We start from the raw sequence: 12,934 nt of genomic DNA on the forward strand, positions 1-12,934 counted from the left end.
ATACCATATAAAGCAGAAAAATCTAGATGCATGTTGAAATAATTCGGAATTATATAAAAAATAGGTTAAATAAGGAAAATTAATCACTTTCTTTTTGGCTGTTAACAGTATCCAAAATTTCATTCTTTAAATCAAATAGTACTTTTGACAGATCCACATATACCTCCTGTGGATTAATTAAACGTCTTGTTTCATCCCAGAGAGTAGCAAGCTGCTCCTGACAATATGCTTTTATCTCTAAAACGGTTGGTGATTCGTAAACACATGTGCCATTACGGAAAACAGGAAGCAAAATTTCTTTCATTTTGTATTTTCCAGGTTTTAAAGTGGTTTTTTTCCATGTGGAGATTGGATCAAAAATCAATAATGGCTTGGACTCGTCAAATGTCTCTTCTACAAGAGCAATTAAATCTGCCTTTATTTTTCCAGTATCCGTTTCGTAAATGCGGTAAATGGTTTTGTTTCCTGGATTCGTTATTTTCCACTGATTTTCTGAAAGCTTTATTTTGGGAATAAAAGTGCCATTTTGCTCAATGGCAGCAAGTTTATAGACTCCACCAAAAGCAGGACAGTCCTTTGAAGTAATTAAATTAGTTCCCACACCCCAGGAGTCGATAGCAGCACCCTGTGATTTTAAGGAGTCTATTAAATATTCATCCAGGTCACTTGATGCACAGATTCCAGCATCAATAAAACCTGCGTCATCTAACATCTGTCTAGACTTTTTGGAAAGATAAGCCAAGTCACCGCTATCTAAACGAATTCCGTATTTTGCAGGCATTTTTCCAGCATCTCTAAGCTCTTTAAATACCTGGATAGCATGTGGAACACCAGAACGTAAAGTATCATAAGTATCAACAAGGAGAGTGGTATTACTTGGATAAAGCTCAGCATAGGTGCGGAAAGCGGTGAGTTCATTTTCAAAACTCATTATCCAGCTGTGGGCATGTGTTCCTAATGCAGGAACGCCGAATTCCTTTGCACATAGAACATTGCTTGTCCCAACACAGCCACCAATGACAGCAGCCCTTGCCCCTAATGTACCAGCATCAGGTCCCTGCGCACGGCGCAGTCCAAATTCCATTACGGCTTCGCCCCTCGCCGCATAGCAAACACGGGAAGCTTTTGTAGCAATTAGACTTTGATGGTTGATAATATTAAGAATAGCAGTCTCAATTAATTGTGCCTCCATAATAGGGGCAATTACTTTAACAAGCGGTTCCATAGGAAAGACAACCGTTCCTTCTGGAATGGCATAAACATCTCCTGTAAAATGAAAACCTGCCAGATAGTCTAGAAAGTCTTCATCAAAGATATTAAGGCTCCTTAAATAGGAAATGTCTTCATAGGTAAAATGCAATTCTTTAATATATTGAATGACAAGATCGAGTCCGGCGCAAATAGCGTAGCCGCTGCCGGAAGGATTTGTACGATAGAATACATCAAAAACAACACGGTCATTTCTATTATTTTTGTAATAACCCTGCATCATGGTCAGTTCATAAAAATCTGTTAATAGCGTTAAGTTTTCTTTGATCATTGCTATCTCCTTTACAGTATATAGTTTTAAGGTTATAATGCCTCTTGTAGTTCTTATTGTCAAGTGTAAATATTCAAAATCCCAGTAAAAGCAATTACTAGTGAATTACTATTGATAGTCAATTTATAGTATGATATTCTAAGAACATAGTAGGGTGAAAGGATAATGAAAAGTGAGGTGTTTAGGATGAAATGTTTTGCAGGGAAGAAGAGAATTAAAAGAAAGTTAGCCAGCCTTTTTATTACAGGGTTTTTAGCTGTGAATATAATCGAGCCCTTTTCTTATGTACAGGCATCTGCTCAAGAAAGTATCTGGGTTGATTCGGGTGTTCTCGCGGAAAGTAACTGGAATCAATATGTGGGTAATGATTTTCTGGTTGCGTTCGATGAAAGTGCAGGGGAAGTGGCTGTGGCTGATATAATAAGCCAATTAGACCTGGTGGAAAATGAATTTTTGTATGATGAATGTTATTACTTAAAAGCATCGAATCAGACAAAGATGGTGAGTAGTATAAATACACTGTTACAAAGCGGTTTAGCAGCCAGTATTCAGCCTAATTATCAATATGGTACAACAGATGAAGTGGAGAATGAAACGCAAGATGATATACAAGACGAAACAGAAGACGAGATAATGGATACAGCATATACAATTTTGCCAGAGCAGTGGGGCTTGTTGAATACAGGTGAGAATGCCTATTTGGACCGTTATATTGGTGAGTATATACCTTCCATTGCGGGAGTAGATATTAATGTGATTCCATTCTGGAATGCAGTAAAGGAGAAAGAGAGCAAGGAAGTCATTGTGGCAGTAATTGATTCCGGTGTAGATATTAATCATACGGGCTTGCAGAGTAAGCTTTGGATTAATAGTGATGAGGTAGCAGGTGATGGAATTGATAATGATAAAAATGGTTATATAGATGATTATTATGGTTATAATACAGCAGCCAGTACAAGTGACGTTGCAGATAGTAATGGCCACGGAACTCATGTTTCGGGGATAATTGCGGCAAATGGCAGTTCAGGTGTGTGGGGTGTTGCTGGAGCAAGTAATATAAAGTTAATGCAGGTGAAGGTATTTGCCGATTCAAAATCAGGTGAAGAAACCTATGCTTCCTCTTTTGCAATACTGAGAGGAATTATGTATGCAGAACAAAACGGAGCAAAGGTTTGTAATTTGAGTTTGGGAATGACAACTTATGATGGATTGCTGGCCAATTATATAAAGTCTTCTTCGATGCTTTTTGTCTGTGCTGCGGGGAATTCAGGAGTTGATATTGCAAGCAAACCAATTTATCCTGCTTATTTAGAGTATGATAATATTATTTCGGTAGCAAACCTGCGTTGTGACGGAACCCTGAATGGATCTTCTAATTATGGGATTTCAGGTGTAGATATTGCTGCTCCTGGAACAAGAATTTACAGTACAATTCCTAATAATACATATGATTATAAAGTAGGTACGTCTATGGCAGCGCCTTTTGTAACTGGCGTTGCAGCGTTACTATATTCATATGAGGATGGATTATCCAATACTGCTGTTAGAAAGAAAATCTTATCAGGAGCAGTAAAAATAGATGCACTTAGCGGTTTGGTGGAAACAGGTGGCAGATTGGATGTTTATAATGCATACCTGGTGGATGCGTCAGCACCGTCTATTACAACAAAGACAACCGTTTATAAATCAAAAGCAAAGGCTTCTATTAAAGTAACAGCAGCAGATATTGGAACAGCAGGGGTAAAGGCTGTTCTTTGGAAGAAAGGTGCTAAGGCAGCAGCAGATTTCAAGAAAGGTACTTCGGGTACAGTGATAGCAGAGACGTCTTCTGTTGCTATTACTGCTTCTGGTACTTATACTATTTATGCGGTGGACACAAATGGAAATGAAACCATTAAGAAAGTAAAGGTAACCATTCCAACGCCGACAAAGGTAAAACTCAGCAAAACCAAGATAACCATTAAGAAGGGGAAAACCTATCAGTTAAAGCCTGTTGTAGCACCTACTGGTGTTTATGTAAAGTATACGTATACCTCTTCCAATAAAAAGGCAGCAACTGTGTCTAGTACAGGAAAAATTACAGCAAAGGGAAAGGGAACTGCCACCCTTACAATTAAAACGCAAAATGGGAAAAAAGTAACCTGTAAAGTTACTGTGCAGTAAATAATTAAATTAAGACATAAATTATAAGTCAAGACAAGAGGACAAAACAAATCCTTTTGCCTTGATTTTTTAAATAGTAGATTTTTGCTTGCATAATCGTGCTAAATACTGTAAAATTTTATTATAAAATTTTGAAAGGTGGTAATTTATATGAAAAAAGTATTAAGACGCTCTATTGCGTTGCTGTTTGTAGTAATTCTATTTACTACAGAACCTAATAATGTATATGCAGCTTCAACAGCTGTCTGTACGGTTAATGATATTACTAGTACAGGCATGTATAAGTGTTATAAGTTCACACCATCTGCATATGCTTTAAACAGTGTTTCTGTGCTTACGCTGTATGATACTACTTCTGCGACACCTATGTATTGGCATGTACCTGCTGGTCAGTCATTTACTTTTTATGCATTTTTACAAAGTCGTAATACCTTTAGAGTGTCAGTATATGAGTCTAACTCACTTGTATCATATATTAAAGCGAACAATCGTATATATTGTAAGTTTACTGCGCCTGTGCTTGATGAAGATAAGGACTATCATGTAATTATAACAGGAACGTCTTCAACCATATACATTAGCTCGTATAATGCGAGATGGGGAAATTAATACATATGTTTATGAACTGCCTAAACAGGCAGTTCATTTAGATAATAGGAATTCATATCTAGTCTGGCAGCTCGCAATAAGTTCCTTCAATAGCGTGAATCAAGTCAACGATTAAAGCATTATATGGAGTTGGTACTCCGTAAAGTTTTGCCTGCTCAACCACAGCACCATTTATTTTGTCAATTTCGGTAAGCCTTTTGTTTTTCCGATCCTGATACATGGAAGTATAGCCATCGCCAGCTTCTATACATACCTTTCGTACCATCTCCAGTGTTTCCCTGCGGTCAAAATAAGTTCCGTCTGCTTCAGCAACTTCAACTCCTTCATAAACTACTCTTTTTACAAAATCCCATGCGTCCTTATTACGGATTAAGTAGCCAATTCTTGTTTGTAAAAGAGCAGTCAGGGTATTTACTGACATATTAACAAATAACTTGCTCCATATAATTCGCTGGATATCATCAGAAACGATTGCTTCCAGACCAGATTGATTTAATATATCAGCCGCAATTAAATCCTTTTGAGAATGGGAATCCATTGTGCCAATAGTCGTGACTCCAAAGGCAGTGTGTTGGAATTTTCCTGGTTCTACAGTCACACTATTATGTTTTGATGTACCAATTATTATATTTTCATGTTTTGCAAATTTTAAGATATCCCGGTCATTACCTGCTCCGTTTTGCAGTGTCATTACTAATGTTTTATCCCCAATCAGTTTCTGGTTCTCTTTTACTGCATCATAAGTCTGGGTAGACTTTACAAAAACAAGAACTAGATCCGCATGACCAATATCAGTACCGCTAAGGGCAGCATTTACATGAAAAAGTTTTTCTTGCTTATTTTCAATCATAATTAATCCATTTTTTTGAATGGCGTCTACTTGTGGCTGATATACGTCTAATAAAGTTACATCATTTTTTTGTGATAAATATGCCCCATACAAGCATCCCATTGCACCAGCACCCAGTACTGCAATTTTCATTTCGTCAGCTCCTCTTGATTTTATATTACTATTTTAGTACAGTTATATACATAAGTAAAATTCTTTAATTTCATGTTATAAGTGAATTAAATTCATCATTACCAGAAATGGAGGTGTTTATGTATGTCATTACCTTCCTATCAGATATTTTATGCCGTTGTACAGCAGGGAAGCTTTCATAAAGCAGCAGAAGTTCTTGATTTAACACCTTCTGCAATTAGTCACTCTATCACTGCGCTAGAAAAGGAATTTGGATTTTCTCTTTTTATAAGAAGTAAAAATGGGGTACGGCTTACCAGTTCGGGAGAAGCGGTTTATCCTAATATTATTAAGGTACTAAATAGTCAGGAAGCACTTCTTCAATGTGTTTCTGAGCTAAATGGATTACAGAAGGGATGCGTGAAAATAGGTGCTTTCAATAGTGTATGTACTAATTGGATGCCCAGAATAATAAGAACATTTCAATCACTATATCCAGATATTGAAATAAGTGTTTTTCAAGGAACCTACGATGATGTAATTGAATGGATCAAAAATGGAGATGTGGATTTTGGATTTCTTTCTGCGTCCTGTACCAGAGAACTGTCTATTACACCACTTTATCGGGATCAATTGGTCTGTGTTGTGCCTAAGGGATTTCAGACGCTGCACTCTGATTACATTACAATTGACGAGATGCGGAACCGTTCCTTTGTAATTCAGCATAAGACATGTGATGCAGATGTTCAGAATTTTTTACAGAAGTATAGGCTTCGTGTGTATTCTAATTGTCAGGTTTTAGATGATCAATCTACCATTGCCATGGTAGAAAGTGGACTGGGAATGTGTATAATGCCAAGCCTTATCATGGAAAACTTTACAGGAGAAGTGGATGTTTTCCCGATTGTTCCTAATGAATATCGAATAATAGGTTTAGCAACACAAAATTCTGTTCAGCTCGCCCCTGCCGCCAAACAAATGTATCAGCAGATTCAGGAATTAGTAAAAATGCACAAAATATAATGAGAAAATTCTTGATTAGTTTACAAAATAACAATAAACGTTTAAAAATTATTTACATGAACTATGTGATGTGATATAATTAAATCAACTAAAAACGAGCGATGATTTGGAGAGCTTAACAAAGTAATGCTACTTTTGTTTTGCTCTCTTTTTGTCGGATTATAGCATAACTAAAATTTGTTGATGGCCATCACAAAAAAGTAGGTTTTTAGTATTACGCATAAGAGGAGGATCATGCAATGACAAATACAGCAATGATTATTTCGGAAATTATAGGCACAATGATACTAATAATTTTAGGTGATGGTGTAGTGGCAAATGTAGTACTTAAGAAATCAAAAGGTAATTCAAGTGGATGGATTGTTATTACAGCTGGGTGGGGGTTTGCAGTTGCAATAGCCGTTTATACAGTTGGCTGGGTTGGAGGAGCACATCTTAATCCCGCAGTTACCATAGGTCTTGCAGTAATAGGTAGTTTTTCTTGGAGTTTAGTGCCAAGTTATATTGCTGCTCAAGTATTTGGAGCGTTCCTTGGAGCAATTGTTGTGTACTTAGCATATTATAAGCATTTTGCTGAAACAGATGATGCAGATGCAAAACTTGCTGTGTTCTCAACTGCACCAGAAATAAGAAGTACAATATGGAATATAGTTACAGAGATTATTGGAACAGCGCTATTACTAATCGGTATTCTTGGAATTGGCAATTCGCATAATAACGCAGGAGCACTAGGAGCATTATTAGTTGGTATCTTAGTTTGGTCATTAGGACTTAGCCTGGGTGGACCTACTGGTTATGCAATTAACCCTGCAAGAGATTTTGGACCAAGAATTGCTCATGCAATATTGCCAATACCTGGGAAAAGAGATTCAGATTGGAGTTATGCATGGATTCCAGTAATCGCGCCAATCATTGGTGGGGTGTTGGGGGCTTTGATTTATAACTTCTGCTTAACACTTTTTGTTTAAGCATATAGGATAATAAGAAATTAGAATTCAGGAGGGTGTTTTATGAAAAAATATGTGATGGCACTAGATCAAGGAACAACAAGCTGCAGGGCAATTTTATTTAATAAAGATGGAAAAATTATTGCAGTATCCCAAAAAGAATTTACTCAGATATATCCACAAGCTGGATGGGTTGAACATAATGCAATTGAAATTTGGAATACACAGCTGAGTGTTATGAATTCTGTATTAAACGATAATAACATTCCTGCGGAAGAAATAGCTGCGGTTGGAATTACAAATCAAAGAGAAACAGCAGTTGTTTGGGATAAGACAACAGGACAACCTGTGTATAATGCTATTGTATGGCAATCCAGACAAACAGCTGAAATTTGTGAAGAGATCAAAGCTAATGGACATGAAGAGTATATTAGAGCTACCACGGGCTTAATTGTTGATGCATACTTTTCAGGAACTAAAGTAAAATGGATACTAGACAATGTTCCAAATGCTAGAGAAAAAGCAGAAGAGGGTAATTTACTATTTGGCACAATGGATACATGGCTAATATGGAATTTAACAAAGGGGAAGGAACATGTAACGGAATATAGTAATGCTTCTCGTACCTTAATGTATAATATTAAGGAACTTAAATGGGATGAGAAAATGTTAGAAATCTTAACGGTTCCAGAAACAATGCTTCCAAAAGTTAAGGATTCTTCTTTTGTATATGGTGAGGTGGATGCTTCTTTCTTTGGTACGGCGATTCCGATTTCTGGTGCTGCTGGGGATCAACAAGCTGCCTTGTTTGGGCAAGCATGTTTTCAGTCAGGTATGGTGAAGAACACATACGGAACAGGTTGCTTTATGTTGATGCAAACAGGAGAAAAATTAGTTTCATCAAAAAATGGTTTATTAACTACAATTGCTTGGGGAATTGATGGTAAAGTTGAATACGCTCTGGAAGGTTCTATCTTCATTGGAGGAGCGGTAATCCAATGGTTAAGAGATGAACTTAAACTAATTGATAATGCCAAAGATAGTGAATACTTTGCAATGCAAGTAAAAGATTCCAATGGAGTTTATGTAGTTCCTGCATTTGCTGGATTAGGAGCACCTTATTGGGATATGTATGCAAGAGGAACGATAGTAGGTCTTACTCGTGGTGCCAATAAAAATCATATTGTTAGAGCAGCGTTAGAAGCAATTGCTTATCAATCCAAGGATTTAATTGGTGCAATGGAAGCGGATTCTGGTATAGAATTAACATCACTTAAAGTAGATGGTGGAGCAGTTGCTAATAATTTTCTGATGCAATTTCAATCAGATATTTTAGGCGTGCCAGTGCATAGACCAGAAGTAATTGAAACAACTGCACTAGGAGCGGCTTATTTAGCTGGACTTGCAGTGGGGTTCTGGGATAGTAAAGAAGCAGTTGTTGAAAGTTGGGCATTAAATAAAGAATTTACTCCTAACATGAATGATGCTGATAGAACTATGGCTTATAACGGATGGAAAGAGGCGGTTAAAAGATCAGAAAGTTGGGAAAGATAATGTATTATCCACATATATTTAGAAAGAAGGTTTATTATGAATCATTATGAACTCATTGAATTATTTAAAGATAATCCGGTTATTTCCGCTGTAAGTGATATCAATGAGTTAGATAAAGCGCTTATAGCAGCTAGTGATATTGTATTCATATTAACTGGTGATATTTTTAATCTGGAGGAAGCAGTAATAAAATGCAAGGAAAATAATAAAGTGGTTTTTTTACATCTTGATTTAATCAAGGGATTTTCAAAGGACGCAGTGGCAATAGCCTATATCAAAAAACATATTAAAGTAGATGGCGTAATATCTACAAAAGTATCCTTGCTAAAAGCAGCAAGGGAGGAAGGGTTGTTTATTATACAGCGGTTATTTATGTTGGATTCTGCATCCTATGATGCTTCTGTTCAAGCGATACAATCTCTGAAACCAGATGCTGTTGAAATTATGCCAGGTATTCTTCCTAAAATTATTACTAGGGTATGTAAAGCAGTAAATATACCAGTTATTGCAGGTGGACTAATTGATAAAAAAGAAGAGATTATTACAGGATTAAAAGCAGGAGCTACATGCATATCAACAACAAAACAAAATCTATGGAATGAATAAATAAAGTTGTTACTATGAAGTGTAAGATTGAATAATAACTAAATACAGACTGGCTGGAGAGAATGAGAGTCATACAATACCTTAATAAAATAAAGGTCTATTGTGTGACTTTTTTTCTGTAGCAGGAAGTTCTTTTAAGTTTGTGTCTACGCTGCAATCACAAACTTAAGTGATACAAAAAGCAGCGTAGAAAAGAGGGAGATTATGTATGATGTTATAATTATTGGTGCTGGAGTAGCGGGAACATACATTGCTAGGGAATTGGCAAGATACAACTTAAAATTATTATTATTAGATAAAGAAAACGATGTAGCAAATCAAACCACAATGGCAAATAGTGCAATTATTCATGCAGGTTATGATGCTAAAGCAGGCTATAAGAAGGGTAAATTTAATGCACCTGGAAATAAGATGTTTGATCAAGTGTGTGATGAACTTGATGTATTGTTTAAACGGTGTGGCTCATTAGTGGTTGGATTTGATGAAAATGATCAAAGGATAATAAAGGAACTATATGAAAATGGAGTTAAAAATGGAGTTCCTGATATGAGAATTCTTGACAAGAAGGAAGTTCATGAGATGGAAAAAAATATCAGTGATGCAATTTGTTGTGCATTATACGCTCCTACAGCAGGAATTATTTCGCCTTTTGAATTAGCAATTGCGCTTGCAGAAAATGCAGTAGACAATGGAGTTACATTAAAGCTTAATACAAGGGTTGAAAATATTTATAGATTGGAACCAGGATATAAAGTAGTAACAAACAATGGTGATTTTGAAACAAGACTAGTAATTAATTGTGCTGGAGTATTTGCAGATGAAATTTGTAATATGGTAACAAAACCAAACTTTGAGATAAAACCGAGAAAAGGTAATTACTTTATCCTGGATAAGGATATGGGTGACATGGTGAATCATATCATTTTTCAATGCCCTTCTGACAAAGGAAAAGGAATTTTAATAGCACCAACCGTACATGGAAATTTAATTGTGGGTCCAGATTCGGAATTTGTTACTGATAAAAATGATCTTGCAACAGAGAGTGAGCAATTGGAATATGTTAAAAAGACAGCCTTACTTACTTCAGATAAAATTCAATTTAATAAAGTTATTCGAGTATTTGCAGGACTTCGTGCTTCAAGCAGCACAGGAGATTTTGTAATTGAAGAGGTGGAAGGTGCAAAAGGATTTATTAATGTTGGTGGCTATGAATCTCCAGGATTATCTTCCATTCCTGCGGTTGCAGAATATGTAGTAACAATTGTAAAAAATACAGGACTTGTTGACTGGGTTAAAAATGAGAATTTCAATCCTAGACGAAGACCAGTTGTGCGGTTTGTTGAACTTTCGAAAGAAGAAAAGATTGAGAAAATTAAAGAAAATTCCAAATTTGGTCAAATAGTTTGTCGCTGCGAAACGGTTACGGAAGCTGAAATTATTGATTGTATTCATCGGTCTGCTGGTGCCACAACGGTAAAGGGTGTAAAAAAACGTACTAGACCAGGAATGGGCAGGTGTCAAGGAGGCTTTTGTGGTCCAAGAGTACAAGAAATATTAGCAAGAGAATTAAATAAAAATATTGAAGATATTTTATATGATGGTGAAAATTCTTATGTATTAACAGAACAAACAAAGTAGGATTAGGAGGTGTAGTATGGATTATGAAATAGTTGTTATAGGAGGTGGCCCAGCTGGGCTGGCCGCTGCTATTGAAGCGAGAAAAAATGGAGTGCAAAAAATCTTAGTGGTAGAACGGGATCGTGAACTAGGTGGTATATTGCAGCAATGTATACACAATGGTTTTGGACTTCATGTGTTTAAAGAAGAACTGACTGGACCAGAATATGCGGAGCGATTTATTAATGAGCTAAAAGAGAATAATATCACCTATTTATTAAATGCAATGGTTCTAGAAATAACTCAGGAAAAGGAAGTTCATATAGTAAGTCCTAATGAGGGTTATTTATGTATAAAGGCACAAGCTATTATATTAGCAATGGGTTGCCGGGAAAGAACGGCGGGAGCCATTGCTATGCCAGGTACTAGACCCGCCGGAGTATATACTGCTGGGACAGCTCAAAGATTTATTAATATGGAAGGTTATATGGTTGGTAAGAAAGTAGTTATTCTTGGGTCGGGAGACATCGGGCTTATTATGGCAAGAAGAATGACATTAGAAGGAGCAGAAGTTCTGGCTGTTGCTGAGATATTGCCGTTTTCTGGAGGATTAACAAGGAACATTGTGCAATGCTTAGATGATTTTAATATTCCTTTGTATTTAAGCCATACCGTTACAAAGGTAAAAGGCCATAACCGTGTAGAAGGAGTTACGATTGCAAAGGTAGATGAAAATAGACGTCCTATTCCAGGAACGGAAATCAATTATGATTGCGATACTTTATTGCTTTCTGTTGGACTAATTCCTGAAAATGAAGTTTCAAAAACAGTAGGACTAAAGATTGACCCTAAAACAAATGGACCTATTGTGAATGAGGTTATGGAGACTAGCTCCAATGGTATTTTTGCCTGTGGGAATGTAGTTCATGTTCATGATTTAGTTGACTTTGTAACAGAAGAAAGCCGCAGAGCTGGAAGAGGAGCCGCAAGATATGTTCAAAACCAATTGGATAATTCGGTCATTGGATTTGAAACGATTGCAGGAGATGGAATATCATACATTGTTCCACAATCGGTGCGGATTGAAAATGTAGAAGCAAATTTGGATTTATTCATGCGTGTTCGTAACATTTATCATAATGTTAAGTTAGTAGTTAAAAGTGGTGATAAGGTGATAAAAGAAAAGAAGAAAGCACATATGGCTCCTGGTGAAATGGAGCATATTACACTAAAGAAGGATGAGTTACAACAGATAGATGGAAGTACACTAATAATTGAAGTGAAGGAGGAAGGCTAATGGAAAAAGAACATGAATTGATATGTATTGTATGCCCAATGGGGTGCCATCTTAAAGTGACAAAAACAGATCAGGGTACTATAGTAGTGAAAGGAAATACTTGTAAACGTGGAGAACAGTACGGGAAAAATGAGTTAACAAATCCAGTTAGGGTTTTGACAACTACAGTCAAGATAATGGGTGGCTCCTTGCATAGTCTTCCAGTAAAAACCAACCAACCTATACCAAAAGGACTTATATTTGAAGCCATGAAAGAAATTAATAAAGTTGTTGTAGAAGCACCTGTTACAGTTAGAGATGTTATTATCAAAAATATACTAGGCACAGGAGCTGATGTTGTTGCTTCTAGAAGTATGAAAAAATAGACATTAACATAGAAATCAATAGTAAACCACCTGTTGACAACTTTCTAAAAATATACTATGATGAGTTCATATAAAATAAAAACTAAGATGGAGACAGTAAAAATCCAACGAAAATCAAAGCGAGCCAGGGAGAGTGGAAGCCTGGAATGAGTAGTAGATTTTGAATATCACTCCTAAGTTGCAGGCTGAACAAGATTGCTTTCGACGCTCAAGTAAGCTAAGCCGGGATCCACCGTTACATGGAAGCATATG

At 36.4% G+C, this 12,934-nt stretch carries 11 protein-coding genes; 9 read left to right on the forward strand and 2 right to left on the reverse strand.

The features are described from left to right. Positions 1–79 precede the first annotated feature (79 nt). Positions 80–1,540, reverse strand: coding sequence for a nicotinate phosphoribosyltransferase (locus BM305_RS02345; protein WP_092559095.1), 1,461 nt, complete (start codon positions 1,538–1,540; stop codon positions 80–82). A gap of 186 nt (positions 1,541–1,726) precedes the next feature. Here BM305_RS02345 and BM305_RS02350 point away from each other — a divergent pair, with 186 nt between their 5' ends. Then, positions 1,727–3,703, forward strand: coding sequence for a S8 family serine peptidase (locus tag BM305_RS02350; protein ID WP_177214504.1), 1,977 nt, complete (start codon positions 1,727–1,729; stop codon positions 3,701–3,703). 150 nt (positions 3,704–3,853) lie between these two features. Further along, positions 3,854–4,312: a hypothetical protein gene (locus BM305_RS02355; RefSeq protein ID WP_092559097.1), complete on the forward strand. Its 459-nt coding sequence runs from the start codon at positions 3,854–3,856 to the stop codon at positions 4,310–4,312. Between the two features lie 58 nt (positions 4,313–4,370). Here the strand turns inward: BM305_RS02355 and BM305_RS02360 are convergent, their stop codons facing one another. Next, positions 4,371–5,294: a ketopantoate reductase family protein gene (locus BM305_RS02360; RefSeq protein WP_092559098.1), complete on the reverse strand. Its 924-nt coding sequence runs from the start codon at positions 5,292–5,294 to the stop codon at positions 4,371–4,373. Between the two features lie 123 nt (positions 5,295–5,417). On the opposite strand from BM305_RS02360, the gene BM305_RS02365 reads away from it, so the two are divergent. From BM305_RS02365 to BM305_RS02395, 7 genes are all read left to right on the forward strand, one after another. Then, a complete protein-coding gene (locus tag BM305_RS02365; protein ID WP_092559099.1) occupies positions 5,418–6,296 on the forward strand; it encodes a LysR family transcriptional regulator in 879 nt (292 codons plus the stop codon). A gap of 239 nt (positions 6,297–6,535) precedes the next feature. Then, positions 6,536–7,264, forward strand: coding sequence for an MIP/aquaporin family protein (locus BM305_RS02370; RefSeq protein ID WP_092559100.1), 729 nt, complete (start codon positions 6,536–6,538; stop codon positions 7,262–7,264). A 42-nt stretch (positions 7,265–7,306) separates the two neighbouring features. Next, on the forward strand, positions 7,307–8,797 hold the full coding sequence (gene glpK / locus BM305_RS02375; protein WP_092559101.1) for a glycerol kinase GlpK: 1,491 nt from the start codon (positions 7,307–7,309) through the stop codon (positions 8,795–8,797). Between the two features lie 36 nt (positions 8,798–8,833). Next, positions 8,834–9,403 (forward strand): glycerol-3-phosphate responsive antiterminator, encoded by a 570-nt coding sequence (locus BM305_RS02380; protein ID WP_092559102.1) that lies wholly within the window; start codon positions 8,834–8,836, stop codon positions 9,401–9,403. A gap of 204 nt (positions 9,404–9,607) precedes the next feature. Next, complete coding sequence (locus BM305_RS02385) at positions 9,608–11,041, forward strand: NAD(P)/FAD-dependent oxidoreductase (protein ID WP_092559103.1); 1,434 nt, start codon at positions 9,608–9,610, stop codon at positions 11,039–11,041. Between the two features lie 16 nt (positions 11,042–11,057). Continuing rightward, the gene (locus BM305_RS02390) at positions 11,058–12,317 is read left to right on the forward strand and encodes an NAD(P)/FAD-dependent oxidoreductase (RefSeq protein WP_092559104.1); all 1,260 of its coding nucleotides are present in this window, start codon (positions 11,058–11,060) and stop codon (positions 12,315–12,317) included. Then, positions 12,317–12,682, forward strand: a complete 366-nt coding sequence (locus tag BM305_RS02395; protein ID WP_092559105.1) for a DUF1667 domain-containing protein — start codon at positions 12,317–12,319, stop codon at positions 12,680–12,682. Before BM305_RS02390 ends, BM305_RS02395 begins: the two co-directional genes overlap by 1 nt. The last annotated feature ends 252 nt before the right edge of the window (positions 12,683–12,934 follow it).

This window comes from Anaeromicropila populeti (assembly GCF_900112775.1).
GTDB classification, from domain to species: Bacteria; Bacillota; Clostridia; order Lachnospirales; family Lachnospiraceae; genus Anaeromicropila_A; species Anaeromicropila_A populeti.

Excerpts from the sequence above, each read along its gene's own strand:
- BM305_RS02390 (WP_092559104.1), top strand. The coding sequence starts at position 11,058 with ATGGATTATGAAATAGTTGTTATAGGAGGTGGCCCAGCTGGGCTGGCC.
- BM305_RS02395 (WP_092559105.1), top strand. The coding sequence starts at position 12,317 with ATGGAAAAAGAACATGAATTGATATGTATTGTATGCCCAATGGGGTGC.
- BM305_RS02345 (WP_092559095.1), bottom strand. The coding sequence starts at position 1,540 with ATGATCAAAGAAAACTTAACGCTATTAACAGATTTTTATGAACTGACC.
- BM305_RS02355 (WP_092559097.1), top strand. The coding sequence starts at position 3,854 with ATGAAAAAAGTATTAAGACGCTCTATTGCGTTGCTGTTTGTAGTAATT.
- BM305_RS02380 (WP_092559102.1), top strand. The coding sequence starts at position 8,834 with ATGAATCATTATGAACTCATTGAATTATTTAAAGATAATCCGGTTATT.
- BM305_RS02365 (WP_092559099.1), top strand. The coding sequence starts at position 5,418 with ATGTCATTACCTTCCTATCAGATATTTTATGCCGTTGTACAGCAGGGA.
- BM305_RS02370 (WP_092559100.1), top strand. The coding sequence starts at position 6,536 with ATGACAAATACAGCAATGATTATTTCGGAAATTATAGGCACAATGATA.
- BM305_RS02360 (WP_092559098.1), bottom strand. The coding sequence starts at position 5,294 with ATGAAAATTGCAGTACTGGGTGCTGGTGCAATGGGATGCTTGTATGGG.
- BM305_RS02385 (WP_092559103.1), top strand. The coding sequence starts at position 9,608 with ATGTATGATGTTATAATTATTGGTGCTGGAGTAGCGGGAACATACATT.
- BM305_RS02350 (WP_177214504.1), top strand. The coding sequence starts at position 1,727 with ATGAAATGTTTTGCAGGGAAGAAGAGAATTAAAAGAAAGTTAGCCAGC.
- glpK (WP_092559101.1), top strand. The coding sequence starts at position 7,307 with ATGAAAAAATATGTGATGGCACTAGATCAAGGAACAACAAGCTGCAGG.